Genomic DNA, 26,960 nt, shown 5'->3' with positions numbered 1-26,960 from the left:
GGATCTTGCGGTCCAGCGAGTCGCCGGCGGCCACCTCGCGCTCCTGTGAGGTCCGCGCGTTCTGCAACAGCACGTACTGCACGTACTGCTGGGTCAGCGTCAATTTGGCGGTCGCACCCGAGGTCAGTTGTCCGTCGCGTAGAGCGGCGCGCACCACGGATTTGGGATCTTGCATATCAGCCTCTGGACGACTATAGAAAGCTGGATCCTGCGCGGCGACCGTCGCCTCCCGCATGACCTTGGGAATCTGGTCGCCCGGAACGACGATCCGGTTCTCCGAACCACGCAGCGTCGCGATCACCGAGCTGTCAGACGCAAGGATGGTCGAGCTCTGCGGCAGCGGCGGCGTCGCAAGTACCGAAGGCAACCGCACGAAAGTCGCCGCGTAAGTATCGAGAAGGCTACCGGCAGGCTCCGAACCCTGCATGAGCAACAAAAGAGCAACTCCAGCACCAATCAAGCGTCCCGCTTTAGCGACCGGAATCCGAGAAAGGCTGTCGGAGGCCATATACAGCAGGGGCATTACGACGCCCGCAGTTGAACGGATGTGTCGAAAGGCCCACGTAGCTACACCCGCGAGATTGACGTGGATCCCTGCAGTCTCGCGCGACGAAGCCGAAAGAATCGGAGGATTAGAGGCATCCTGACGGACACCCGACCGCGGAGAGGCGCCCCGTCTCGCGGCCGCGATGCCGAGCCTTCGGCGGAGCACGGTTGCTGGTGGGGTTAAGACTCGTGGCGCGGGGCGTCTCGGGTCCGACTGCGCCCGACGACGTCGCTCACTGCGATTTCGCGACAATGGAGCGCCACGATCCAGGGCATGCGCTAGGAGCATTGAGGTATCTCGATAGTGCGGGCGATCAGCTTGTATACGGGTGAAGACGTCGACCGCGTCGGACCACGAGCCGTTGTCGAGATGACGAAGACCGGCGACATACCGGCGGGCGAGATCCTCCTCGCCGAGGGCGTCTCGAGCCGCAGAGACAAGGCCGCCGGGGTCGGTGAGGCTGGGATCAAGTGCGGCGAGCCTTTCCGCCGCCGCAAGGAGTGGCCGCCATTGCCGCTCGTCGTGCAACCGTCGAACGACCGCAAGCAGGTCGATGATGTCCTGCTGCTGGCGCGCATGCGCTAGCAGCACGGCACTCGAATGGTCCTCGGGGTCGGCTGTGCAAATTAGTTCGAGTTTATCGACGGCGGTAACCCAGTCGCCGCGCGCGATTGCGCGGTCCGCCGTCTCCGACCAGAGGTGTAGCTGCTCATTACGTCGCGCCTCCGCGAGCCGGCTCACGATCCGCCGATTTTCCGGGTTACGTCGCCGGGCGCGAGTGAAGAGTTCCGCCGCAACGGACCATTGCTCGGCAAAGAACGCGGTGAGTCCAGCCGCGTAGTCCGGGTCGGAGTAAACGTCCGACTCGGCTACCCCGAGCCCCTGCACGTCTCTGTCCGGCGCATCTGGCTCGGCTTGCGCTTCGGGGGGTAGATGAGAGACGTCTACGGGTGACGTCGTGGGAGGAAAGTTCGGCGAAATGGCGGGAATCCGCTGTTCAGGTGGAGACACGGCCCCTGGGAATAGCGGCTCTGCAGCAGGCTTCCCCCTGCCGGCGAGCGCCCGCTGGATCTGCTCCAAGAGGCGGGTACGAGCATCAGCAGCCGGCAGGCCGAACAGATCGAACGACACGACGTTGCCCAGCAGCCCGGGCCGTGCGCATTCGGCTATCCGGACTGGGATGAGCTTACGGGCGAGGCCCTCCGGGTCTTGACGGAACGCGCCCTCCCACTCCGCCTTCCCGAAGACGGAGTGCAGGTATGCCTCGGACAGCACCGCGATGGTGTGAGACGCGCCACGCATCCCATTGTCCATCCTGCTGGTCCAGTGCGAGCCCGGGACGAAGTCCCAGGCCTGTACAAGGACTGCGAACCCGGCATCCTCCAGCTGCCACGCGATCCACTCCGCCCACGCCCGGTCTGCACCGGTGTAGGAGACGAAGAAGTCCCAACGGGTCGCGCGGCCCCTGTCCGCGCCGGGCGGAGCGGGCGGCGTACCCCAGTGGTCCCCCGACGCCATGGCGATAGCTTGCCATGAGTGCAGAAGTGTGCGTCAGAGGCCGCCGGTCTTCTTCCTCGTTCGCCCGCTGGTCGGCGAACCCCCCGGACGTTCCCCACACCCGACCTCCTGGGGAATAGGCGATCGAGTGACGGCACATCACCCGGCTGACCTGCATGAACGCACAGTGCGTATGTCTTCGAGGCTACGATGGATCATCCGTCGCAGCGAGCGATGGTCAACGCGGTCGCGAGGAGACTGGGCGGGACTCTCGGAGACTCCGCAGAGCTCCTTGGTCGGGCCCAAGCCGAGGTCGTTGGCGGGCAGCGAGCGGAGGCGAGTCGAAGGAGCTGAAGGGACTGCGGCGGGGAAGCGACAGGTTTGGTCGGTGCAGCAAGATCCTCGAGGCTGCGTTGGCTTGTACATCGTCCATCAAGCACGACGCACCCAGTCCTCAAGGTTGTCGTCAGGTTCATCCGTGAGCCCGCCGGCCGCGCCGACGGCGGGATGTTCGTGGATGGAAAGAAGATCTTGAAGATTGCTTTTCGAGCAGCGCCTCACATCGCCTTGTCCGCCTGCACTGAACCGACAAGGCATCCGGGGCGACGGACCCGGATGCCGGTCGCAGATGCCCCGAACCTACCTTTCATGATCAAAAGGGACCCGATCAGAGGACCTGGACGGAATCCGGTGGATCAGAGCGAGCGCCTGCGCGCATGGCGGTGTTGGTGTCGGCGAGGGTCCATTCGTCGTCGGTGATGAGGTGGTCGACGAGGGTGGTGTGGGGGCCGATGTGCCAGAGGGCGGTGAAGGGCGGGAGGTCGCCGAGGAGGGCGGCTTCGGTGCTGGTCAGGCCCATGGTGGTGAGGAGGTGGCTGACGTGTTCGGGGTTCTGGTGGAGGTAGACGCGGACAGAGGTGGTGTTGAGGAGGCCTTCGGCGATGCGGGCGGTGGCGCTGCGGGTGTCGACCTGGGATTGCAGGTCGGCGATGGCGTGTGTGATGAGGATGTTCGCGGCGCCCCATTGGCGTCCGAGGCGCCATTGGTCCTGGAGGTATCGGACGATGGCGAGGTCGTCGAGGGCGATCCAGGCCTCGTCGAGGATGGTGATCGTGTGCTGGTGGGTCTGGCCGTACATGACGGCTTGGAGCCAGCCGGCGGCGGCGGTGAGGACAAGGCGGAGTGCTCGGCGGTGGGTGAGCAGGGCGGACAGGTCGAGGATGAGGCCGGGGGCGTCGTTCCAGAGGCCGGGGGTGGTGGGGCCGTCGCAGATGCCGCGCAGGTCCTGTTCGAGCATGGTGGCGCAAGCGTCGAGCAAGGGGCGGCGGCGGTCGAGGAGTTCGGCGTGGGTGGTGTCGAGGTCGGCGGCGAGCGTCTGGTCCGGGTGGGCGAGGAGCCGGCGGACGTCCAAGAGCGTCGGCGTCGCCGTCTGCCGGTTGGTGAGGTGGCGGGCGACGGCGGTGAGCAGGCGTTGCTCGCCAACGGGCAGGTCCGCCTGGCCGAGGGCGACGGCGAGCAGCGCGGTGAGCACGGCGGCGCGGCGAGCCGTCTGGTCGCCAAGCTCGGCGTCGGCGGGGGCCGTCGTAGGGATGCCGGGTCCGACGTCGAGCGGGTTGACACGCAGGTTGCCGCCGGGGCGTAGGCGCAGGGTCGCGAAGCCGAGACGGTCGCCGAGGAGGGTCCATTCGCCCTTGGGGTCGATGACGGCGGTGAACCGGGGCCGGCCGCGCAGGGCGGACAGGGCGGCGGCGCGGTGGACGTAGGACTTGATGATCGCGGACTTGCCGTAGGCGCCGGCGCCGGAGACGACCATGTTCGGGCCCTGGATGAGGCCGGCTTCGTAGGCGTCAATGATGTCGAAGTGGAAGGCGCCGCCGGCAAGGCGGTTCGCGCCGAGGAAGACACCGTGTTCTCCGAGGCCGGCCTCGATCGACCAGGGGTTCGCCACACACAGGTGTGCGGTGGTGGCGACGTTCCAGGGCAACGTCAGGCGCCCGCCGCCTCGCCACCCGCGGCGCCCGCGTCCTCGGTTGCCTCGGGCGGGAATGTCAGGCATCAGGGGGCTCCGGTCGTGGACTGGCGGGGCACGAGGCCGAACGGGAGGGTCGCGGCCCAGGCACGGTGGTGACGGCCGTGCAGGGGGCGCAGGTCGACGATGCCGCAGCGGGCGGCCAGGTCGATGATGGCGGCGCAGGCGTCGTCGAGCTCGTCGCGGCCGGGCGCGGCCACGTCGATGAGGCCGAGGTAGGCGTACTCGGGGTAGCCGGCGCTGAGTTCGGCGTCGCGGCGGTCGATGTCGTCGTGGGCCTGGGCGAGGCCGACGGGGACGCGGACCGCGTGCCGGTCCCGCAGGTGCACGGCCGTGTCAACAGAGACGGTCTCGCTGTTGATGCGCCGCCGGGACGCCCTCCATGGCACGGGTCGCATCGCGACGGCGAGGGTGCGCACGCACGGCACCTCGTGCAGCAGCGGGTCGAGCCAGCCGGGGTGCAGCGTGCCCGTCGGCCAGCCGGCGATCCAGAACACCCGATGCCAGGTCGCACCAATCCGCATCGCGTCCCAAAATGCCTGGGTCTCGAACCCGCCAGAGGGCACCAGGCGACGTCGCGGCGGGGCACCGGCACCGGCGGCGAGTCCGGCCCGAGCAGCCAGCCCCGGAAACGATGCCACTCCCGAGCCGTCCAGTCCGCGTCCCGGCCCAGCGCTTGTGAGGCTCGGCGGGATGGCGTGGTCGAGCAGGGTGTCGTGCAGATCGGCGGCGCTCAGGATGGCGTGGACGTGCAGGCCGGCGGCGCCACACCGCGCGGCCAACGTGTCCGCGGCGGCGAGCGCGATCATCCGCGGATCGGCACGGCGATCTCCCCGCATCGGGCGCACCGTCAGCCACAGACGAAGGTCATGACGGGCGAGGAACGGCGCCGCCTCGGCGAGCGTCTGGCGATACGCCCGCACCTGCTCCGCCGACGAGCGCGCCTTCGCGCGTGACCGCGCTCCCGACGTTGCGGCCTCCCCCGGCCGCAGAAGCGTCTGGGCAGGTATCGCGATGGCGGTTCCCGGTCCGGACTGCACGGTCCAGCCGAGGTGGACGACAGGCGTCTCGCGCGCGAACTGGGTAAGCACCCGCGCCCACTCGACGACGCGACGGTCCCGGCCCGCGCCGTCAAGCAGCCCGAACGGGCCACCTCGCACATCAAGGACCGCGGTGATCGTCCCATTCCGGCGATCAAGGATGAGGCCGGGGGCTTCCCCGGTCCGCGTCGAAACACCGGCCCGGCCAGGCGCCGTCGACAGTTCAACCGATGGCGGAAGGCCAGGCAGATCCGGCCGATTGGCCTCCTTCTTGCCATCGCCTCGCTCACCGCGCGTATCGATCAGGAAGGCGATGACGACGGGCAGCAGGTGGACGAGGGGTTCGCCGCCGATCCGCATGAACGCGAGCAGCAGGCAGAGCATGAGCACCCCGGCTCCCGCGACTGTGCCAGCACCAGCGCCGAGCACCGCTGGGCCGATGGCGACGCTGCCGGCTCCGATACCGAGCAGGACCACCTGAGGCACGCTCGCTCCGAACAGCGCAGTCCCCGCCCGGCGAGGGACAAGGTGATATCCAGACCCGCTCATGTCCCAGGCCGATCGCCAGTTGGTGTCGCCACCCCGCCCGGTGCGGTGGGACGAGTGCGCGGCCGGCGTCGCCAGCCCGGCGGCGTGCCGGGCACCTGAGGCTGCGAGCGCCCACCGCCGTCGGCGGCTGGCGTCCCCGTCGGACGGGCCGGTCCCTCGCTGTCCGACGCACCCGAGGGCGCCGGCGGATCGCCTGACGCCGCGCGCGGACGGGCTGACCCTCCAGATGTCCCGGGACCAGGTCGGCCTGGCGGCCCTGCCGGCCCCGCCGGGCCCGGCGGCCCGCCGCGGCTGGTGGACGCCGCCGAGGTGTGAGCTCGATCAGCGCCCCTCGGAGACGGCTGGCGCTGCGCGTCGGCCCTCGTCTGACGGCCACCCACGTCGGATCGACCTCGTTGACCGCCGGTCGACGCGGGGCCATCGCTTCCCCCTCCGCGACCGCCTGGCCCGCCATCGCCGGGTGTCGGTACTGGCTGCGGTGGTCCGGCCTCGGGCGGCCGGCGACGCGCGTTCCGCCGTCGGCCCGGGTCCGGCAGACTCCGTGGCTGGCCTGGATTGCCCGGACCCGGAGGATCCGATCCGCCGGGCCCGTCCCCCTGCGGAAGTCCGTTTCCTCCGCCGCCGCCGTTTCGTCCCCCGAGGCCGCCCCGGCCCCCGCCAAGACCACCGCGGCCGGCGAGCGCCTGCGCCCAGTAGGCGCTCTGGGCGACCTGCATCGCGCCTCTGAACGGCGCGCGGGACACGCCCTGGGCGACCGCGTACGCCTCGGCGATCGGTATCAACCGCCACACCACGAACGGCATGAACACCGCGACCCCGAGCACCGCCATGCCGGTGAGGTACCGACCCCACCCTCCTGGAGTCAGCCGATGCTGATCCTCCGCGATCAGATCCACACCGATCCGCAGCGCGACGAAGATCGCCGGTTTCGCGAAGGCGATGGCCACCGTCATCTTCACCATCTGGCCTGCGGACGGCCGCGCCGCAGGCATCGTCATCCCAGCGAACGACAGCGGCGCCAACGCCGTCACGATCATCGTGAGTGCGTTCTGCACCACGAGCTCAAGATATATCAGAACAATGGCCAGGAACACCATCATGGTAACCATCAGGCCGGCGATGTCACGCGACGGCGGCAGCGATACGATGTCTTCGATCTTCTTGACGCTGTCCTTTCCGGGAAGAATCGCGTAGGCGATCACATCCGTCACGGTCACGAGCTTGTCGACGAACCAGGGGAATACCAGTATCGCGAGCACCGCGAAGGCAAGATCCCGCACGATCCGCGCGAGCGCCTGACCCGGTTCCCCCGACAACACGGCCGCCGCCACTCCCAGCGCGGTTGCCCCGACGAGCAGTAGGCACGAGACCGATGCCACCGTCTGGTAGGCGCCGCCCTTGCCGATGAAGAACGCGGCTCCCACCTCGGGCCGTGTGGAGGTTGTGAAGAAGTCACCGACCAGCGCCTTCGCCTGCTCCCCCAGGGAGTCGACGAGCACGCCGATGATGATCTTGACGCCAGCCTCGCTGATCGCGAGCGTGCCTTGCCGAAAGAAATCGAGAAAGATCACTCCATCGTCTCCACGCCAATGCTGTTCACGCGGCCCATCTCGCGCGGATACAGCGGGAGAACAAAGCAGATGGCATGATTCATGGCGTGTTTCACTGAGCCAGCCACGAGATCAGGTCGGGCGCGTAGACGATGATGATCGCTCCGCCTCCCCCACCGAGGAGCATCGCCGTTCCTCGAATGCCCGATGGCGCTGATCCGGTCACCTTTCCTATTCCCAGCGCTGCGCCACCGATGATGGCGACGGCGACGCAGCACACCAACGCGAGCTGCGACAGGGTGTCGAGCAGGCTCATGATGCGTTCCTTCGCCGGCAGGTCATGCCAGTCGGGCGTGACCTCGATCGGCTGCGGTATCCGCGACGTCTCCGTCGGCGTCGGCGTCGGATCGGCCAGGATCAGCACCGACGCGCCTCTTGCGATCACCGGCCCGGCCCCGGCAGTCCGCACCGGCTCCACCGCAGCGGACGCCGGCACGCCGACGCCGACAAGCAGACCGGCAGTGATCGCGAGCGCCACTACGCCCGATCGCCACCGCGAGGGCAGGTGCGATCGCGGGCGGCCTCCGCGTCGACGGCGCCGTGATCTGTCACGTCGATGGATCATCAACGCCTCCGGGAGTGCGTGGAACGTTCGCACTCCGGCTGTGTGAATCAGCGCGCGTGAACCGGAAGTCGCTCGGGCTACCACCTCCGCCTGGGTTGCGGCCGACGACGTCTGATCGCCGGAGGCGCACCCCCGCTGACTTCGCTCAGCTGGCGAAACGCTCGTCCGGGCGATGGCCGGGTTGGCGGAGGAGGATGCGGTAGAGCCTCTCGATGTCGGGGTCCGTGACGCCGTCCCAGAGAGGGTCGGCGTGCTCTGCCCGTAGGTAGGCGTCGTATTCGGCGCGGACGGCGCTGCGGTCGCCGGCTGCGGCGTAGGCGCGCAGGCGCTGACCGAACAGGCCCGGGTGCGCGGGTAGCAGGGCCAGGCCTCGGCGCGTGGTGCCGAGCACGGCGGCCGTATCGCCGCGGGTGAGGTGGTGGTCGGCGAGGAGGAGCGCGGCGCGCACGGCGGTGGTGGTGAGCTGGGAGCCGAGTTCGGCGTCGAGCCAGGGCTGACGGGCGGGCGTGCCGCGGACGAGGTCGAGCCCGTCGGTGAGCGCGGCGATGGCGATCTCGGGATGGTCGCGGTGCGCCTCGGCGTGTTCGACGTAGCCGTGCAGGAGATCGAGGTCGGTGATGACGGCAGGGTCGAGGGTGATCGTGGTGCGGCGGGTCGGGAGCCACTGCCGAGCCTGCTCGCCGGCGACGCTGGCGAGCAGGCTGCGGGCCCGACCGAGCTGGTTGTTGATGGAGCGGACCTGGGCGCCGGTCGGCCAGATCGCGGCCTCGAGGTCGGTGCGGGTGCGGCCGCGGTGGGTCGCGAGCCAGGCGAGGACCTCCAGGGTGCGTTCCCGCACGAGTTCCGGGGGTGGCCTGCGTCCATCGCGGGCGACGATGGTCAGCGGCCCGAGCAGGCCGATCATGACCTTCCAGTCGGGGCCGGTGTAGGGCTCAGGGTCCGCCTCGACGGGTGGCACCGGGATCGGCTGGGGTGGCTGGCCGACATCATCAACGGCGAGGTGGAGGTCACGCAGTTCGTCTGCGGCCAGTTGTGCGGGTACGACGCGCAGGCCAAGCGGGTCGAGCCTCCAGACGGGCTCTCCACCGACCTCCCCAGCACCGTCGTAGACCAGACGCCACGAGTCCTCGTCGATCTGGCCTGATTCTGGGAGCAGGTCGGTCACGATGGCGAGGCCCTGTCCGCCCCCGCCCGTGAGTTCGACCAGATCGTCGCTGGCCTGTCGGTTGTCGGCGTTGGAGTGAAGGCGCATCGCGACGGCCGCGGTCGCGTCCCAGGTGATCGTCGGGGCGGCCGCGCGGGCGGTGAACGTAGAGGGATAGCCGGCGAGGGCGAGCTCGTCGTGCAGTCTCTCCAGGCCAGGGGTGATCTGCTCGACAAGATCGGGAAGATCCTCAGCGATCACGACCTGGTCCTCGGCGAGCAGTCCAAGGGGATCGAAGCCGATCACCTCGACGCGGGCTCCCCCGGCCAGGGGAGACAACGCCAACGTGGCCAGCAGCGCGCGGCCCAGCGCGCGGGCTCCTTCCCCTCCGGCGCCGCCGGGATCGATGTGGAGAACGCCCAGGGCTTCCAGGTCGACGTACAGCTCTGCGCCGTCGGCGTCGCTGCCGAGCTGGACGAGGAGCGGACAGGGCGTCGGCATCCCAGGAAGCGGCGGGAGCAGCGCGGCGGCGGGCAGGACCCAGATTCGGCCGTCGACATCCGCCTCCCACGGAGACGGCGGGTAAGGATGAGGATCGCGAAGGTAGACGTCGATGGTGTCGTCCGGTCGAACGAGCACAACGAGCGGTTCGGGACCGGTGACGACGGCGGCGGTCCTGGCGCCGGCGGCGGCAGGGACGCTCTGGAACGCGAGCGCGCGCAGGGCCACGTCGAGTCGGGCAAGCCCCTCGGAGTCGGCGTTTGCGAGGACCGCGGTATGCAGTGCGGCGGTTCGTGGGGCAGGCGGGGGCGGCGCGCTGCGCTGGCCGACAGCCAGGTCACGGCGGTGACGCCGCGCGCTGATCGTGGCCGCGACCGCCGCAGTGAGCATGCCGGCAGCCCCGACCCAGATCGGGACAAGCTCCGGCCTGCTCGTGTGGCCGCTCTGGCCACGGTCGACGGGGCCCGGGGAGAGCTGCGGCGCGGGCCCGAGTGATCCGGGCGCCAGCAGGGTGGGCCGCACGATCGCCGGTGGGCTTGAACCCTTCGGAGTCGACGTTGGCCTTTCGCCGCTCCGCGAGGAGGGCGTGCTTGGCGTCCCGACGGGTGCGGACTGTGCGCCGCCGGCCTCGGGCGGCACGGTTGGAGCGGAGGTACCGCCCGATGTCGCGAGCGTGGGCAGCCGCAGGGTCAATCCTGGATTGAGGATGTTCGGGTCGTGGAGGTGTCGCCCGTCGGCATCCGTGGCGCCTTCGTTGGCGCGGAAGACCTGCCCGACCAGCGACGAGAGATCACCTCTCCGAGCCGTCGGGTAACCGGTCCGGACGATGCTCCACAGCGTCTCGCCGGGACGAACAGCATGTGTGCTCTCGATCGCGGCGAGCACACCCGGGCCGGATCGGCCCGCGTCGCCGGTGGCCGCCGCACCCCCGACGGTCGCGCTCGCCGGAACCGGCGGGCGATACGCCCCGGACGCGGCCGGACCGGCAGCGAGAGCAGCTCGGGACGAGAGCAGCCCGAAGACCAGTGAGGCGAGCGCCACCCAGCGCGCCGTCGCGCGCCGAAGAGAGCGCGGCGCGGGCGGGCGCCATCCGGCGCGCGCGCCGGGGCGGGCGCGCCAGCTCGCGAACTCGGCCTCGGCGCGGCGCCGGCTGCGGAGGAGCTGCGCGAGCGCCTCCGTCGCGATGCAGAGGCTCAGATACGCCCAGACGAGCCAGGCCAGCGCGGCGATGCCGTTGGGGAGGAGGTTGGGGTCAAGATAGCCCCGGCTGGCCAGCATCGACCACCGACCCGGCTCCCAGGTGCCCGGAAGCGGATTCCCGCGCCAGGCAGCGAGGAAGGCCGGCACGGCGAGCAGGAAGAGGAGCAGGCTGAGCAGCGCACCGACGCCGAGCATCGCCTGCCCTGCCGAACGCGCGACACCGGAGTGACCGCCCGCCCTGCGGCGACTGGCCGGTCCTCGGCCTGGCAACACCCCGGATCGGGGGTGGTGATCCACCGGGTGCGTGGGATGGCGTGTGGCGCTGCGCTGGGGCATGGCGGGCGCTCCGCTGGATTACGGGCCGCTCAGGGCGACGGCGGACCGGGTCTGGACAACCGTTGCGCCGTTGCGACCGGAGACGGCGAGCAGGACATAGGTGATGTGGGTCCGGACGGTGACCGTCACGGTGTCGGCGGCGACGGAGACCACGCCGCCCACACCATGGCGATCGAGGTAGGCACGGGTGGCCGTCGTGGCCGCGGCGGGATCGAGGACAGGCGCGCCGGCGCGCAGACTGGTCGGCGCTATCTGCTGCGCGCCGACGCGCGCGGCCTTGCCCGCGAGGTCGGAGGCGTCGGCGTTGGCGTACAGGACCCGGCCGGTGTCGACGAGCAGGCCGGCCAGGAGAACCGCTCCGGCGAACAGCACCGCCAGCAGCAGGCTGACCGACCCGCTATCACGGTACGAATCCGATCGGGAGACGGTCATGATCGGTCCGGCAGGCCGCCGCGGTACCGATCGATGACCTCGTCGCTGCTCGCCTCCGCCGTCCGCGAGGGGCCGAGGACGACGCGGATGCGGCACCGGACGGTGACCGCAATGATCCCGCCGGCGCCGAACTCACTGACATCCACGGCGACGTTCTCGCTGTCCGCCGCGCAGGCGCCACCGGCCAGCACGCGGCGCGCGACCGCGTCGGCCTGCTGCCGGGCAGCGTCGGACGTCGCCGCGAGCGACGCGGCTCGTGCGGCTTCCCGGGCCGCGTCCCGGACACCGCTGCGGGCCTGCTCGGTCTGGAAAGCGACCACGACGATCGCCACCGCCAGCAGGAAGATCGACCATCCGGCGGCGAACTCGACTGCATAAGACCCCCGATCCCGGCAGTCCGGCTGCGGCTGCGGCTGCGGCTGCGGCTGCGGCTGCGGCTCACCGTGGGGCATGGGCCTGCAGCACGAACCGCAGCCGCGGCCCGCTGGCGGACCGGGTCACGGACGTGCCAAGGATCGAGGTGACGGTCACAGCGACCCTCACCTGCTCCGGTCCGACCTGCATCGACGTCGTCACGCTCCTGATCGAGCGGGTGGAGGTAGCGAGGCGGCCCGCGACGGCCGCCGCGTCGTTCTCCGTTCCGTCCGGGCTCTGCAGGATCTCCAGGGCACGTTGCGCGGAGGCGTCCGCGGCCTGGACAGCGAGCCATCGCACGCCCAGCGCGAGGGTGACGACGAGCAGGACGAGGACACCGCCGAGCACGAGCACGAGCTCCACCGGGCTACTGCCGGCATCGGCGCGCCGGCGCGCGGCGCGGATGCGTGTCGTTGGCATCGTGCCGCCTACTGGCAGGTGGTGGGATCGGCGCTGGTGCAGATGTGCTGGGCGATGCTGGTCGCCTTCCCCCGCAGAATTATGATCACCGCCACTGCGATCACCACGAGGCCGAGCGTGATGACCACGGTCGACAGCGCGTCGCCTCGATCGCGGTCGTCTTTCGCGCTTCGCAGTGGCAGATCCGTCCACCACAGGTGTGCCTGGGTCAGGAGGACACCGAGTCGGCGCATCGTCGTCACCATCCTTTCGATCTGTCTGCTGGATTCCGTGTCGTCTGGTCCGCGCCTCGGACCGGCATCTCGAGCGGCCGGCGGCCCGTTCCGCTGGGCGTCGACGTCCGGCCGCGGCCGGCTAGTCCGTAGGGGCGGGGCGGGTGTCATGGGGTCGGGTCGATGCCGGTGAGGATCGCCAGGAGCGGAACGGTGAGAAAGGCGACGAAGGCCAGCGCCACGACGACCGCCGGCAGCTCCATGGCCGCGTCCGCGGTGGAGGAGGCCAGGCGCGCCTGCGCGCCTTCGACCGCCCGCATGTGGGCGCTCTTGCTGCGCAGCGCGAGCACAGGAGACGCGCCGCGCAGGGCCGAGCTGACTGTCAGCCGAAGCTCGGCGAACTCCGCCACCGGCACCTGCCGGGCGAGCCGTTCCAGGCCAGCGTCGGGCGGCGACTGCCGGGCTCGCGCCCACCGCAGGGCACCGCGGATCTGCGCGAACGCCCAGCCGTGGCCGGTATCGGCGGCCGTCTGCAGCGCGGAGTGCAGCGGTAGGCCGCCGACCAGCAGGATCCGGACCAGATCAAGGTAGGCGGCCACCGCCAGCCGCGCCTCCTGCCGCCGCGCGTTTGCCCGGCGCCGCAGCGGCCGGTCCGCCCACCCGAGCCCGATCAGTCCCGCGAGGGCACCGCCCAGGGGCAGCGCCATCACAGGCACAGCCAGCCCGTTCACCACCGCGGCCAGGTCCAGCGCGACCATCGCACTCCCCGCGAGCGACACACGGATGACCCTGGTGACAAGGTGCGAGGCAGGATCGACGTCGAGGATCTCAAGATCGTCGGCGAGGAGTATCCGCCGGGACCGTTCCGGCCCCGCCACCCGGATGACTCCCCTGGTGACCGCTTCGGCCCACCGCCCGCCCGTTGCGATGCCGGTCTGCCGGCCGCCTGGCATCGGCCTCGCGTACAGGCTCCGCACGAGGGCGTAGAGGCCGGCGCCAGCGAGCGCGCCGCAGAGCGCCGAGACCGCGCCGCTGTCGAAGGTCCCGCTCATGGCTCGTCCCTGAAGAAGTCAGGGACGAGCCCGGGCCGTGACATCCGAAGCAGGGCACGCATCGCCAGACCCAAGCATCCCGCGAGCAGAACGACGATCGCCTGCCCCCACGCGGTGCGGTAGGGAGCGAGCATCACAGGCCACAGCGCCAGAACCACGACCACCGAGGCGGCGAACATGCCGAGGATGAGCGCCATGGACCGGCGGTAGCGCGCCCGAGCGGCATGCAGATCGCGCAGCACGGCGACCCGGTGCCGCGTCGACTCGACCTGGTCGGCCATGAGCCGGGCGAGGTCGCCCGCGCCTCGCTGGTAGGTCAGCGAGAGGACGGTGACGATCTCGCCGATGAGCTGATGGGGCACCGCGGCGCGGAAGTCGGCCAGCGCCACCGGAAGCGGTTCCCGGTCGAGACAGACTCGCAGCCGGCGAAGCGGCTCGGCGAGCGCGGTCGGAGGCAGCTGGCAGGAAGCGAGGACGGCCGCTCGCAGCGGCTGCCCGGCGTCAAGTTCCTGGCGTACTGTCTCGCCCCAGGTCGCCGCCGCCTCACCGAGCTCGTTCAGCTCGGCCACCTTGGGCTCCCTGCGCATGTCCTGCATCAGCGCACCAACACCGAAACCCACAACGGCCAGCACCGGCACTCCGGCGGCCACGCCGAGCACCAGGCCGACAAGACCGCCGCCGGCCACCGGCCACAGGAGCTCCGGACGCCGTCTCACCCGCTCGACCTCCCCAGGCCGGGTATCCGGTCTCCGGGTCGGTGCAGCAATGCCGGCCCTGGCCGACCGCGTCCGACCGCCGCCAACGGATCTTTTCCACAGTTGAGTGATGAGCAGCAGCCACAGACCCAGTCCGGCGAGTGCCCCGGCGAGCGCCTCGACGAGGGGGCGCAGCTGCGCGTTCACCAGGCCGCCCTCGTGCGGCGGCGGGGGTCGATCACCATCGGGTCGACTCCGGCGGACCGCAACTTCGCCGCCAGCGGATCGGAGAAGTCCAGGTCCGTGCGCACCGCCCGACCGGTTCGCGGCCCCCACCGCCACAGTTCGGCCGAGGTCACCCGACCCTCACGAACCTCGCCCACTTCCCGCACGCTCGTGACCAGCCTCTGGCCGTCCACGCTCGCGACGTGCACGATCAGGTCGATCGTGGAGGCGATCGTCTCCAGCACCGCCGGCTCCGGCACACGCTGCGCCTCGAACGCGGCGTAGGTCCGCAGCCGGGCGACGACGTCGGCGGCGCTCGGCGCGTGAATGGTCGTCGCGACACCCTGCGCGATGCCCTGGCCAACCGCCAGCAGCAGCGGCAGAACGCCGCCGTCCGGACGGAGCTCGCCAAGTAGCACCCGATGCGGCGTCTGGCGCCGCAGGTCTTCCGCGAGATAGCGCGCCATCGAGTACTCCCCGCGGCCATCGACATTGCGCTCGCGGGCCTCGAACTCGACCAGGTTGCGGAACCGTCCCCGATCCAGGCGGAGCTCCTGCTCGTCCTCCACCGTGACAACCCGGTCGAGGACCGACGGCTGCGGTGTCGCGTTGGCCCACGCCCGCAGCAGCGTCGTCTTCCCCGCCCCCGTCCCCCCGGAGATGATCAGGCCGAATGGTTGCCGCAGCGCCGCAGCACCGGCGAGGAGGTCGGCGAGGTCCGCGCCGATCATGCCGACATCAGCGAGGCCGGTCAGGGTGTCCAGACCGGGCGAGAACAGGCGGCAGTCGATATGGGTCACGCGTGTCACCCGCGACACCGCATGCACCCGCACGCCGTTCGGTAGCCGGAACCGCACGGACGGGTTGCTCTCGTCGAACCGCCGCCCGGCTGCGGCGGCGTGCTCCGCGACCCACTCGAACGCCTGGGCGTCACTACCGAACGGGGACCGCCCTTCAATCCGGTCACCACTGCCCCGCTCCGTGAGCACCAGGTTCTCCGCGCCGTTGACCTCCACGTCGGAGAACCGGTCCGCCACGAGGAGAGGCCCGAGCGGCCCGAGCGGGGAGTGGGCCTGCCGGACGCGTAGCCGCACCTCGTTCTCTCCGGCCGCGTCGAGCTGGGAGCCGTCCGACGCGCCGCGCCGGAGCTCGGCCAGCTCGCGGGCAAGCAGCTCCTCAGCGAGCGCCGCCCGCTCCACGGTCGTGAACCGCCGGCCACGGCGACGTCCCACCGCTACCTCACGTTGCACTGCGGCGTTGATCGACTCGGCAGCCGTCTCGACGAGATCGACCTCGTTGCCCTGCCCGGAGGCATCAGGCCCAGAGCGGATGCCAGCCGAGGGCGTCGCCTGCGCCATCACCTACTCCCCTCTCCGCCGCCGATGCCGAGGAGGCGAACGCCGTGCTCAGACATCGCCGCCGACTCCACAGCCCCCACGGCCTGCTCCGGCAGGGTGAGGTAGACGACGATCGCCTCCGGGCGGCTCCCTTCCGCCTGCGATCGCACGCCCGCGACGTGCGCATCGCGGACGAGCACCGCCGCCTGGCCGGTCACCGGATCCGTCCCCAGCACGCCCACGACGTCCCCCGGACGAACCGAGGCCCCAGGCAGGCCCTCCGGCGGGACCGTCACCCCGATCGTCGCCTGCCCGGCGGGCACCGCCACCGAGCCGACCATCTCCGGGCTGAGCAGGGTGCCGGCCGGCAGATCCAGCAGCACGGGTCGCCCCACGAGTGCGCCGCGCGCCAGCTGCGGAGACGCCAGACGAACCGGGCCGCCACGCGCGTCCACCGCCACCACCGCAAGGTCCGCCGGTGTCACGACCGCGCCGCGCGCCAGCGGACGGGCCAGCGCCACGACGTCCATCCGGTGCGGGCCGTCCGGGGACAGCCACAGGGCGCCGGCCGCGCCGAGAAGCATGAGCAGCAGCGCCGCCGCCGCGCTCCCCCACCGTCGGCGCGGCGCGGCGCGCTGCGGGAATGAGTCGAGCTCGTCCGGAAGCCATTCCTGATCGGTGGGTTCCGGTCGGCCGGTCATCGCCCTGCCCTTTCGACCGCTTCGATTTCCCGGACGACGACCGGCACCTGCGTCTTCGTCGTGAGGCCGGCGAGGTCGCCATGGTCGCCGTTGCTCGCGGCCCAGGTCACCGTCCAGTCGACGGCCAGGGTCGCCGGCCAGGCCTGGCCATCCGGCGCGACGGTAGAGGCACTTCGGTAGGTGTAGGAGCAGGCCGGCGGCCGGGAGGGCTCGGGCATGCCAGGGACGAACACGGGCCCCGGCCCAGCACAGGAGACCGACGGCGAGCCGTCGCCCGGGTCGAACCGCAGCACGGTCGGCGTCGCGGTCACGGTCACCGACGCGCCCGGGACCTGCGCTGACACGGACACTGTCGACCACTGCCCCGGCACGGCGAACCACAGCGGCAGCCGCGCCACCGCCCCCACCGTCAGGTCCGGCGAGAAGCGACCACGCGGTGCCGGAAGACGGCGCCGAACCTCCGACGCCACCGACGCCACCGCGTCGCCGACCCGCGCAGTTCGCAGCCACTGCCACGTGACGATCTGGTCGCCGCAGACCCGCGCGTACAGCCGGGACCGGCTACCGTCCGGCTCGACGCGATCGATCGCGATCAAATGGGTCGATTCCGGTCGCAGCTTCAGCAACTGGTCGGCAGCCGCATAACCGGCCTGCCAGTGGCACGCAACCGCAGCCGCGGTTTCGCGCGCCCTGGTCGGACTCCGGCCAGGGTCCGCGGCTTCCACCGAGCCGACTATGCTGCGGCTCGCCTGATCGGCGTCAGCGGAACCGCGTACGTCGCCTTCTCCACCTGTCCAGCCCAGCGCGGCGGCGTACGCCGTCGGAGAGAGAAGAACCATCAAACACAGGACGGCACCGGCCATCACGAACGCTTTGATGGCGGGCATCCGTCTCGCCCCTCCCACGTGTTCAGGACCTGCGCCGCGTCAATCTGCCACGTGTCACGTTTCACCCAGGTGAAAAGCGTCCGCTGGCTCAGCGGCACATCGTCGACGACGATCTCCGACCCGTCAGGCGCCTTCTGCCGCGCGTCGAAGATGACGCCGTCGTCAAACCCGCAGACCGTCGCCACCACGCGTTCCGGATCGGCCGCGACGGCGTCGATCTTCTCGATCACATAACGGTTCTCCAGACCGGAGCGGGCGGCGAACCCACTGTCCGCGAGATAGCGCAGCCAGGCACGGACTCGGCGGGCCGGTTCGCCGGACGCCGTATAGCTGGCCAGCAGGCCCTCGACTCCACGTTGATCGCCGGGATGCGCGACAGCGACCTGGAACGACTGGTAGTACCTTTCCTGCGCCGCCGTGATCTCCCGAAGCACGGCAGTCGCCGGATCCGACGCGCTGGGCAGCGAGGTGGACGGCAGGAGCTGGCGCGGTACGGCCGTGCCAGCCGACGTGGGAGTGAGCACGCCCTTACTTACATCGGGCCCGCCCCGTGCGCCCCCGCAGGCACTGAGCGAGACGAAAAGGAACAGGACAACAGCAGCTGGCAACGGACAGGCGAGACGGGAACAGGGACTCGCAGACATCGGGACCTCCGGAAGACGAACTCCGGCGATGAGCGGATCCACGGGCCCGGCTGCACGTCAACCATCACGACTGACGCCACGCCAGATCCCCGAAGATCCGAGAGAATATACGGCCGCACGTTGACCACCCGGGCAACCATGAGACACCGCTCGGCCGCGCGGCCAGCCTCCCCTCACACCTCGCGCGATCCGGCACTATTCTGATGAGCTCCGGTACACACAGACGTTGATACCACAGCCCACTGACAGCGAAAAACCGTCGACAACCATAACCGCAAAGAAAAGAAAGGAAGGTGATGGCAGTCCGTGATACCCGGCGAGGATCACACCGGCGCGGCCCACGACGCGACCGTCGCGACGCGTGCGAACCGACCTATCGATAGAAGCAGCGCCGCCAGCCCGGGCACCGGGCCACCGACGGCATCGACCAACCCAGGGAGTCGATCATGACTCACATCCCCAGCCCCCTGTTCACAGCAGGTGGGGGGCACGCCACGGTCACCCTGCAGAACCATCCCTCAGCCCTGCCGGGCGAGCCGACCCTGCTGCTCAGTGTCACCTCGCCGCGCACCGGCATCGCGACCGCACACCTGTCCCCACGGGACGCCCGAGCCCTCCTCGCAGCCCTTCACGCACACCTCGCCGCACCCAGCACCGACAGTGATGGTGATATGCATCACAGCAATCTCGGTCACCGGCCCCCCACCACCCACGCCGACGACCTCGACCCCTGGGGTGGCCACGCCCCAGGCCCCGCCTACGTCACCGACCCCGGCCCGCTCGACATCGACCCCGCCCAGACAGCCCTCACCCATGCGACCCGCGAACGCGATCACGCCGCCACAAGGTTCGCCCGCGTCCACTGTCATCACGCCGCCCACACGGTCATCCGCGCCTTCCCGACCGCCGCATGGATCACCGTCGACGTCATCTCCACCGACCACGGCAACCCCCAGGCGATCCTCCACGCCGTCCTCGACCTGGCCGGCCTTCCCCTCGCTGATCAGGCCAACACCGACCCCCGGTTCCGCCCGGTCGCGGACGCGGTCAACCTCGCACTCCAGACCGCCCTGACGATCAACCCGAACCTCTTCACCTGGTCCGGCCGCCGCAGCCTGCACCTCAGCCACCACGCCACCTGGTAGACCACCATGCCCCTGATCACCGGCACGCCCACCCCCTCCTCGGCAGGCCTGATCGGCACGATCAGCCCGCCAACGACATCCACACCGCCGGCCCCCGGCACGAAGTCCGACGGTGGCTCGCCGCGCCACGCCGCGCTACATGAACGCGCCGAGCATCCGACTCCCCCGCACTCCCCCACCACCGACAGCCGCCCATCAGAAGAAACGCAGGCATCGACACCGGGGGCGTCTCCAACGCCGCGCGCCGACCGCGCGAGCCGCACCGGCTTCACGCCCCCCACCGTGCCAGCGCGTCCACCTACCCCGCCCGCACGAGCCGCCGGCGCGGTCACCGCCGCAGCAAAGCCGCGGCGCCAGGACCCGACAGCTCCGGGCCACAGATCGCGATGGCGAACAGGCGACTTCTGGATCCGCCTCGCTACCGTCACCGCCGTTCTCGGCGTCGCCGGCATCGCCGCCGTCGTCAGCTACCGCCACATGCGCGCCGTCGCGATCCTCCACGGCGAGGACCCCACCAACTCGGCGATCATCCCGCTCTCCGTCGACGGCCTGATCGTCGCCGCCTCCATGACCATGCTCGCCGACAGCCGCGCCCACCGACGCCGCTCCTGGCTCGCCTACACCCTGCTCGCCCTCGCCTCCGCGGCCAGCCTCGCCGCCAACGTCATGCACGCCCAACCCGACCTCGCCGCCCGCGTCATCGCCGCCTGGCCCAGCGCCGCGCTCATCGGCGCCTACGAACTCCTCACCGCCCAGATCCGCGCCGCCGTCAGCGCCACCGCGCCGCAGCGCTCACGTGTCTCGGTCGCGCCGGCCGACTCACCGGCGGGGTCCGAGGATCCGTCACACGCGCAGCCTGCCGACTCAACGGTCGGCAGCCCCGTGGCTGACTCCTCTAAGACGGCGGACGAGATCGGCCGGCCCAGCCCGCAGCCGGCGAAGCCAGGCTCGAAGAAGGAAAGGCTCGCGCAGCTCCTCGCCGACCTCTCCCCTGACGACCCGAGATCCGTCTACGCCCTCGCCAAGGACCTCGCCCCCCTCATCGGCCTCCATGAGGGCACCGCCCGCCGCTACATCCCTCACCTGCGGCTATGAAGCGGGTGGGGGTGACCGGGCCCATGTTGGAGTATCAGGCGATCGGGCCTCTCGCCTGGATCAACCCGCTTCCAACGGCCAACCAAGCATTGCCGAAGGCATCAGGCGGATGGGGTGCCTGGCTTACCCACCGCAGCGGTTCCCCTACGATGCTCGGTCACTACGGGGAAATCGGGGGATACACGATGAGACGAATGATTGGCCTTCTGGCGACACTGCCTGCCTCCGCGATCTTGATCTCCGGCTGCGGGTCGTCGGCCGGCGAATCCGCTGCCCCCGCGGCTGGCGGCGCAGGGGCGTCCGCAGCCTCGGTCAGCGAAGGCGGAGCCAGCCAGCCCGCGCTGGAGGCAGCGGTCAGGGCGTACTCGGACGCCTACCTGACCGGGCAGGGTTCGGCCGCGTACGGGCTCCTCTCCGAGCGGTGCCAGCAGCGCATCAACCAGGCGGAGTTCACCGGCCTGACTCAGGCGGCACGTGTGCAGTACGGCAGCCAGCCCATTGCGGCGCTCACGGTGGACAGCCTCGCCGGCACGCTGGCCCGCGTCACCTACACCTATCCGACATCTGCGATCAACCAGCAGTCGGAACCCTGGGTGTTCGAGAAGGGCACCTGGCGCCAGGATGACTGCTGACCTTCGCCTGGCGAACGGACGCCACGAGGCCCGCGTGTCCGCCTAGGCATGCATCGCGCGATGCAATCCTCTTCGGCGACGCTGCTCGCCCTCAGAGGTCAAACGTGGGGGCATATGCCCTGCTCAGGGCCCGAATCTGATCGTAGCCAGCGGCTGCGGTGGGGTCCGTGGGCCGGCCGCCGACCGCGCGCCGCAGAGGGTTGGTTTCCTCCGCGGCACTGGCCGGCGTGCCGTAGGGCAGGCCAAGTTCACAATGGCGGAAGCGCTCGACGATCTCGGCCCTGTTGTCCCACCCAGCGGCGCCGGATTCGGCGGAGGAACGGTCGCCGAGGACTCCTGTCAGGTATTCGGTGGGTTCGATGGCGGCCCGGAAGATCGCGCGGGCGATCTGCTGCTCCAGGGCTGCCTCGATCAGCGCGAGCGCATCCTGCGCTCCGGCTGCCGGCCCGGTGTTGTCGGACGGATCGACGTCGCCGAGCGGCGCCGGCGTCGCACTGGCTGCCGCCGCCGTTCGCAGAAGGCGGCGGCGCTCGGCGGCGAGCTGGGCGGTGGGTCGCCGGGCCAGGTGGTGGATCTCGCAGGTGCGGAGGACGTCGACGAGTTCCTGCCAGTCCTCGTGGGCGGGTCGCGGCGGTGGGAGGAGATAGTCGGTGGGGCTCAGCCCCTCCTGCTCGCAGAAGTCGGTGACCCGGTGGTCCAGCACGGCGGCGCCGGTGCGCACTGTCGTCTGTTCGTGGCTGGTGAGGGCGGCCAGGAGCGTGTCGGGGTGGTGGCCGTGGTCGAGGAGGGCATGGATGCCGGCGATCGCGCGCGCTCGAGGTACCCGTTCGGCCTGACCATGCATACGGGCGCGAGACCGGTGGCGAGGCAGTCCGTCGGACCAGGCGCGTGCGATGCGCACCGCCTGGTCATGCTGCAGCATCCACTGCGTTCGCAGGGTTCCGGCCGGCTCAGGCCCGGACGGCGGCGGTCCGGGGTCGTCTGCGGGGCCGGCCTGCTGGTGTCGGGCGTGGTAGACGGCGAGGCCACCCACGGCCCGGTCCCACAGGATGCGTTCGCCGCCGTCATCGGGTCGCGGTCCGAGGCGAGCGACCAGGACGGCGGGTGGGTTGGCGACGGCGGCCGCGGCGAGGGCGGCCTCGGCGGCGAGTTCGGCGCGGCGGGCCACTGGGGGCGCTACGGGGTCAGCGCCGAGGGCCGCGTCGGCGCGTTCGGGCGCGGTGCGGCGCGGATTCGGCGCCGTCGGCGCGGGCATGTCGTTGGTTCGCGCCGCGCCGCTGTGGTGCCCGCCGGCCGGGGCGCCGTCGCTGGGCGAGTAAGGTCGGGTGGCGCGGTGCGCGTCGGGCGAGGTGGGCGCGGGGAGTCGGGCGAGGTCGGCCAGGGTGTGGGAGCGGCGCAGCCGGTGGGCCGCATGGGCGAGTGGGTCGAACTCGCGCGCCAGGCGCTTGGTGCGGGACTGGGCGAGGTGTTCCCCGAGGCGTTCCAGGGGGCCGGTCGGGTCGCGCAGCACGGGTAGCCAGTCTTCTTCGTCGAGGTCGGCTTCGAGGTCGGGGCGGCGGATGACGTAGGCCGCGAGGTCGGTTCGGGCGCGGGAGAGCATGACGTAGAGGCCGGCGCGGCTGGTGTCGTCGGGTGCGACGGCGCGTGCGGTGGGCATCGAGGATCCCTCGGCTTTCGCGGCGGTGATCGCGTAGGCGTAGCCGAGGCCGCCGTCGCGGCCGTCGGTGAAGCGGTGGGTGAGGTACGTCCACGGCACCCGCACGCGGCCTTTGCCTGGGAAGTGCGCGGTGAGGGCTTGTCGGTCGGGGTGGTCAGGGTCGGGGTGGACGTCGACGATGCGGCCGACGGTGCCGGTGCGGATGTAGGCGGAGGCGGGCTTGCCGTCGGGGATGAGGGTGTGGCCGGCCTGGGTCAGGGTGATGACCTCGTCGCCGGCCTGGAACTCCCGGCCGGCGACGGTCAGGACCGGGCCGGTCAGGGAGCCGTCAGCGGCGAGCCGGGCGCGGGCGGCGCGGGCGAGGAGATCGACGTCGCGGGTCCGCTCTGCCATCATGTGCAGCGGTGCGGGTCGGGGCCGCGCCGGTCCCCCCGAGCGGCGTCGTCCCCGGTCCCCCGCCTGCCCTTCGCTGACGCCCGCCCCTCCGGCGCTTGCCGTGTCGCGGGGTGCAGTGGCCGTGTCGTGCAGAGCGGCGCGTTCGGCATGCCAGTCGTTGACGACCTGGTCGAGGAGGGCCTCGCGGGAGTCGAACAGGCGGATGCGACCGGCGGCGGCCAGCATCTCGAGCGCCTTGCGCGCCGACGCGCCGGTGTCGGCGCGAAGGGCGCCGAGCGCGGCGCGGACCGGCGCGAGCGCCGCGCCGGCCTGACGGTGCAGCGCGCCGAGCGCCGGCACGTCCGGGGTGACGGTGACGAGGTGCGCGTACCAGCCGCCGGCACCCACCGAGCCGAGCTGGGCGGGGTCGCCGAGCAGGATCACGACCGTCCCGGTCTGGGTGGCGTAGCGCAGCAGGCGCGCGGCGTCGCGGGTGGAGACCTGGGTGGCCTCGTCGACGATGAGCACGCTGCCGGCCGTCCACACCTGGCTCGGGTTGTCGGTGTGGTCGAGCAGCGTGAGCCAGCCGGACACGACCCGTCCGGGGACGGCGATCCGGTCGGTGAGTTCCTCGGTCTGCCGGCCCCCGTGCGCGGTCGCGAACACCGTGCCGCCCGATGCCTGCACGATCCGGGTGAGCAGACGCATCGCCTCGGTCTTACCGGAGCCCGCCGGTCCGACGACCGGCCGCACCAGATCCCCCGAGCTGAGCAGTCGCCGCACAAGCGTGACCTGCTCCGCCGCCAGCAACGGCCCGGTAGACGCGCCTTCGGGCCGTGCGGCCTCGCCTGGGCTCCCTGCTGCCGCGGAGCCGTTCAATGGCAGTGGCTGGCAGGCGTCGGCAAGGTGTGCCTCGAGCGTCGCCTGATCGACGAGGATCCGCGGCGGCGCACCGGCGTCGACCCGTCCCTGCCGGCACAGGGCCAGGACAGTGTCCTCGGCTTCCAAGAGCTCCTGCGTCGTATACGTCGGCGCGGGTGCCCTGCGTGCCCGGGACGTGTCGTGCCCAAGCAGGACGACGCGTCTGTCCGCGAGCACCTGGTCGGCGAGATGCTCGATCTGCTCGGCCGGCAGGCGGTCCACGGCCCAGGACGCGACCTGCCGCACGACCACCTGCCGATCGAACGTCGCGTTGTGCTCGGTCAGCCCGGTCGGGCCGGTCAGCGTCTCGCACAGTTCGGCCACGTCGTCGCTGCTGACCGAGGGCGGGCGATCCGGGGCGGCTGCGGCGAGGCCGCGAATCCCTTCCGGCGTCCACCCCGCGGCCGTCAGCCGCTCAAGCTGGATGCGGCGGACCTGGGCGTCGGCGAGAACTTTCTTCGCCGCCCGGGAACCGCGCTGCGCGGCCGCGGCCGTCACTCCGCCCGGGGTCATCCCCTCCGCGACAAGCTGGGCGTACTCGGCCTGAACCTCGCCGTGCCGCGTGGAGAACGCGGCCAGGAGCTTCTGCGGGAACGCGGCAAGCTCGGCGACTCCGTTACGCACCGGCCCCCAGCGCAGGCCCCGCCGTCGGGTCAGTTCGTGGCGTAGCGCCGCCGCGCCCACATAGCCGGCCGTCTTCACGTGAGCGAGGAACACCTCGCCGTCCAACGCCCGCCAGTCCACCACGGGCCGGCCCTCGCCATCGACTGCCGGCCGGCCGTGCTCGTCAATGTCGGGAATGGCGATCGCGTTGACCACGATGGAGTGCACATGAAGATGCGCCTCATCGCTGCGCGACACCTCATGCAGATAGGACGCCACCGCCAACCCGAGGCCGGGACGATTCCGGCCATTGATCGTGCCGACCGCCGCGTGACGTTCGAGATAGCCGAGCATCGCGTCCACACCGGCATCCATCGCCGCGGCCACATCCCGGCGGATCTCCTCGTCGCCGAAGGCCCGCAGCAGCGAGATCGCCTTTGGCGCCGAGGCCGTCACGTCGTATCCCAGCACCACCGCCGGAGGCACCCTCGCAGTCCGGAACCGATCCACTTCGCCCGCGCTCACCACCCACCGCCCAGTCCCCGCCTCCCTGACCGCCGCCAGGTGAGGACCCCGACTCGTGACGGCCTCTCCAGAAGCGGAACCCTCCGGCCGGCCCGCGCCGAACCCATCCGCATCCGCCGAACTCCTGTCTGCGGTGCGGACGGCCAACTGGCGCAGATAGGCCGCGCTCACACCAATTCGCCGCGCCGCCTCTTCCAAAGTCAGCACATCATTTCCCGCCCCGACCGGGCGCCCACGATCTCCCGCTGACACCGCGCGACCCGCGGAGCCCGACGCCGCCAGCAACGGCCGCTCGGTCACCGCATGCTCGCCGCGCAGCAACCGCTCCAACGCCACCCCCGACACCGGCCGCCCCGCAGCCAGCCCCACCAGCTCTGCCGCCAACCCCCGCGCACGCCCGGGCGCCAGCCCCTCGCCGTAGTACCTGCGCAACGGAGACATCTCCCGTGGCTGCCCACCCTCCACATAGGCACTCACCGCCCGCGCGGCACGGGCAAGATCAGCCCCATTACGCGCCCGAAGCGTCAGCACCTTCACCGTAGCGATCATGAAAAGTGCCCCTGACAGTGCGCTCACGGCTGCCGACGACACACAGACGCGCCGAAGACCCACGCCCGCGCTCACGGCAGATCAGGAGACCACCGTGGCCGCAGTGAGCACTGGCGATGACCTCCGCGGACACCTCCGACGCGACATCCCGGCCGTCGCGCGCTCGCCAGCACGCTCCAGCACGGTCCGTCATCGCAGGCCCGGCGCCACTCACCGCGCACCCGAGATCGACACCGCCCAGGCCAGACGCCCACCGCAGACATCAGCACCAGCCGACCGGCGATCAGGTGGAACCTACGGACCACCGTCAGCCAGACGGGAACCAGGCACGGCGCGCCTGCCTAAAGGTAGAGATTCCGATCAAGAAGGGCGGGTCTCATGGCGTCGCCCGGCGACGCCCAGGAGTACGCCAAGAATTCGTGCCGAATTTCTAAATAAAAAGAATCTAGAAGGAGGGAGATAGAGCCCTCGAGGAAATTCCGAGCACATAGCGGCAGTGCACACCAATACGGAGAGCGCGATACCGAAAGAAACGGCCAAGACAGTCGAGAGACCCCGCCCAATTTCACGTCGCGCGGGATAGAATTAGAGTGCGGTCCGGGAATCGTGAACCATTACCCGACGGGGATGGACAATGCAATCTGACGTCGCGCTCGACAAGATCCGCAAGTTGCTGGCGATGGCCGAGGCCGAAGGGATCACCGACGAGGCCCGCGAAAGCTACAACCAGAAGGCGACGGAGCTCATCGCCCGCTACGGCATCGACCAGGCGCGCCTCGACGCCAGCCAGAAGCGCCCCACCTCGGCCGGCGACGTACTCATCACCATCGACGCGCCGTACGCCCTGGACAAGCTCGGAGTCATGTGCGCCGTCGCCTTCCCCCTCGGCTGCCGGATCGTGTCGAGAAAGAGCACCACCCCCGGACGCCCCGGTCAGGAAGCCCACCTGTTCGGAATGGCCGCCGACCTCGACCGCACCCAGATTCTCTTCACCTCCCTGCTCGTCCAGGCCACGTTCGGTCTCGTCGCCACCCCCCTGCCCACCGGCGAGGACCCCCGCGCCTTCCGCCGAAGCTGGCTCGCGGGCTTCGCCAACGCCGTCAGCCGGCGCCTCACCGCCGCCGAGACAGCGGCGAAGGCACGCGCCGCCCAGGAGGACAGCACCACCACCGGCCCCTCCACCGCGCTCGTCCTCGCCGACCGCGCCGCACTCGTGGAACGCCGCGTCGCCCACGCCTACCCCAGGCTTCGCAGCGCACGAACCCGCCAGCTCTCCGGCTCCGGACGCCGCGAGGGCTACCGCGCCGGCGAACGCGCCGCCCCCGGCGCGGAGATGGCCCCGGCCCGCCGTGGCCGCCAGCCGCGGCGCGACCTCCGCGCGCAGCGGCGCGGACTGCGCGAGCAGGTCGAGAAGGATGAAG

General features: G+C 71.0%; 21 protein-coding genes. 4 read left to right on the top strand and 17 right to left on the bottom strand.

The features are described 5' to 3' along the window. The 16 genes from C1A33_RS37175 to C1A33_RS30840 all read right to left on the bottom strand — a co-directional run. Nucleotides 1-2,065: toll/interleukin-1 receptor domain-containing protein (locus C1A33_RS37175; RefSeq protein ID WP_243408107.1), on the bottom strand; the 2,065-nt coding region annotated here is incomplete at its 3' end. 646 nt (nucleotides 2,066-2,711) lie between these two features. After that, entirely contained in the window at nucleotides 2,712-4,100 is a 1,389-nt protein-coding gene (locus C1A33_RS30910) for an ATP-binding protein (RefSeq protein ID WP_101835816.1), read from the bottom strand. Next, nucleotides 4,100-5,662: an SCO6880 family protein gene (locus C1A33_RS30905; protein ID WP_341477280.1), complete on the bottom strand. Its 1,563-nt coding sequence runs from the start codon at nucleotides 5,660-5,662 to the stop codon at nucleotides 4,100-4,102. The genes C1A33_RS30910 and C1A33_RS30905 overlap by 1 nt, the downstream gene beginning before the upstream one ends. Next, nucleotides 5,659-7,233 (bottom strand): hypothetical protein, encoded by a 1,575-nt coding sequence (locus tag C1A33_RS30900; RefSeq protein WP_101835812.1) that lies wholly within the window; start codon nucleotides 7,231-7,233, stop codon nucleotides 5,659-5,661. Before C1A33_RS30900 ends, C1A33_RS30905 begins: the two co-directional genes overlap by 4 nt. A 91-nt stretch (nucleotides 7,234-7,324) precedes the next feature. Then, nucleotides 7,325-7,750, bottom strand: a complete 426-nt coding sequence (locus C1A33_RS30895) for a hypothetical protein (protein ID WP_101835811.1) — start codon at nucleotides 7,748-7,750, stop codon at nucleotides 7,325-7,327. Between the two features lie 232 nt (nucleotides 7,751-7,982). Next, nucleotides 7,983-10,877: an SARP family transcriptional regulator gene (locus C1A33_RS30890; RefSeq protein WP_101835810.1), complete on the bottom strand. Its 2,895-nt coding sequence runs from the start codon at nucleotides 10,875-10,877 to the stop codon at nucleotides 7,983-7,985. 159 nt (nucleotides 10,878-11,036) lie between these two features. Beyond that, entirely contained in the window at nucleotides 11,037-11,450 is a 414-nt protein-coding gene (locus C1A33_RS30885; RefSeq protein WP_101835808.1) for a pilus assembly protein TadG-related protein, read from the bottom strand. Then, nucleotides 11,447-11,902 carry a TadE/TadG family type IV pilus assembly protein gene (locus C1A33_RS30880; RefSeq protein ID WP_101835806.1) on the bottom strand — a complete coding sequence of 152 codons (456 nt, stop codon included), beginning with the start codon at nucleotides 11,900-11,902 and terminating at the stop codon, nucleotides 11,447-11,449. Before C1A33_RS30880 ends, C1A33_RS30885 begins: the two co-directional genes overlap by 4 nt. Further along, nucleotides 11,889-12,284, bottom strand: a complete 396-nt coding sequence (locus C1A33_RS30875; RefSeq protein ID WP_133150888.1) for a hypothetical protein — start codon at nucleotides 12,282-12,284, stop codon at nucleotides 11,889-11,891. The genes C1A33_RS30880 and C1A33_RS30875 overlap by 14 nt, the downstream gene beginning before the upstream one ends. 8 nt (nucleotides 12,285-12,292) lie before the next feature. Next, nucleotides 12,293-12,517 carry a hypothetical protein gene (locus tag C1A33_RS30870; RefSeq protein ID WP_243408106.1) on the bottom strand — a complete coding sequence of 75 codons (225 nt, stop codon included), beginning with the start codon at nucleotides 12,515-12,517 and terminating at the stop codon, nucleotides 12,293-12,295. A gap of 146 nt (nucleotides 12,518-12,663) precedes the next feature. Then, nucleotides 12,664-13,548 carry a type II secretion system F family protein gene (locus C1A33_RS30865; RefSeq protein ID WP_101835800.1) on the bottom strand — a complete coding sequence of 295 codons (885 nt, stop codon included), beginning with the start codon at nucleotides 13,546-13,548 and terminating at the stop codon, nucleotides 12,664-12,666. After that, nucleotides 13,545-14,450 carry a type II secretion system F family protein gene (locus C1A33_RS30860; protein WP_101835798.1) on the bottom strand — a complete coding sequence of 302 codons (906 nt, stop codon included), beginning with the start codon at nucleotides 14,448-14,450 and terminating at the stop codon, nucleotides 13,545-13,547. The genes C1A33_RS30865 and C1A33_RS30860 overlap by 4 nt, the downstream gene beginning before the upstream one ends. Continuing rightward, complete coding sequence (locus tag C1A33_RS30855) at nucleotides 14,447-15,826, bottom strand: ATPase, T2SS/T4P/T4SS family (protein ID WP_101835796.1); 1,380 nt, start codon at nucleotides 15,824-15,826, stop codon at nucleotides 14,447-14,449. The genes C1A33_RS30860 and C1A33_RS30855 overlap by 4 nt, the downstream gene beginning before the upstream one ends. Continuing rightward, nucleotides 15,826-16,506, bottom strand: coding sequence for an SAF domain-containing protein (locus tag C1A33_RS30850; RefSeq protein ID WP_101835795.1), 681 nt, complete (start codon nucleotides 16,504-16,506; stop codon nucleotides 15,826-15,828). Before C1A33_RS30850 ends, C1A33_RS30855 begins: the two co-directional genes overlap by 1 nt. After that, entirely contained in the window at nucleotides 16,503-17,102 is a 600-nt protein-coding gene (locus tag C1A33_RS30845) for a hypothetical protein (RefSeq protein WP_243408105.1), read from the bottom strand. Before C1A33_RS30845 ends, C1A33_RS30850 begins: the two co-directional genes overlap by 4 nt. Nucleotides 17,103-17,368: 266 nt before the next feature. Then, entirely contained in the window at nucleotides 17,369-17,917 is a 549-nt protein-coding gene (locus C1A33_RS30840) for a hypothetical protein (protein ID WP_101835791.1), read from the bottom strand. A gap of 566 nt (nucleotides 17,918-18,483) precedes the next feature. Here C1A33_RS30840 and C1A33_RS30835 point away from each other — a divergent pair. From C1A33_RS30835 to C1A33_RS30825, 3 genes are all read left to right on the top strand, one after another. After that, complete coding sequence (locus C1A33_RS30835; RefSeq protein WP_101835789.1) at nucleotides 18,484-19,182, top strand: hypothetical protein; 699 nt, start codon at nucleotides 18,484-18,486, stop codon at nucleotides 19,180-19,182. A 6-nt stretch (nucleotides 19,183-19,188) separates the two neighbouring features. Further along, entirely contained in the window at nucleotides 19,189-20,277 is a 1,089-nt protein-coding gene (locus tag C1A33_RS30830) for a DUF2637 domain-containing protein (protein ID WP_101835787.1), read from the top strand. 194 nt (nucleotides 20,278-20,471) lie between these two features. Beyond that, nucleotides 20,472-20,909, top strand: a complete 438-nt coding sequence (locus C1A33_RS30825; RefSeq protein ID WP_243408104.1) for a hypothetical protein — start codon at nucleotides 20,472-20,474, stop codon at nucleotides 20,907-20,909. A 91-nt stretch (nucleotides 20,910-21,000) separates the two neighbouring features. Here the strand turns inward: C1A33_RS30825 and mobF are convergent, their stop codons facing one another. Then, a complete protein-coding gene (mobF, locus tag C1A33_RS30820; protein ID WP_101835785.1) occupies nucleotides 21,001-25,539 on the bottom strand; it encodes a MobF family relaxase in 4,539 nt (1,512 codons plus the stop codon). A 634-nt stretch (nucleotides 25,540-26,173) separates the two neighbouring features. Between mobF and C1A33_RS30815 the strand changes: the two genes are divergently transcribed. Beyond that, nucleotides 26,174-26,960 (top strand): DUF2786 domain-containing protein (locus C1A33_RS30815; protein WP_101835784.1); only part of this gene is annotated, 787 nt, incomplete at its 3' end.

It is taken from the genome of Frankia canadensis (assembly GCF_900197875.1).
Taxonomy (GTDB): domain Bacteria; phylum Actinomycetota; class Actinomycetes; order Frankiales; family Frankiaceae; genus Frankia; species Frankia canadensis.
The sequence above is the reverse complement of the archived record's forward strand: the minus strand, read 5'-3'. Positions and strand labels throughout refer to the sequence as shown.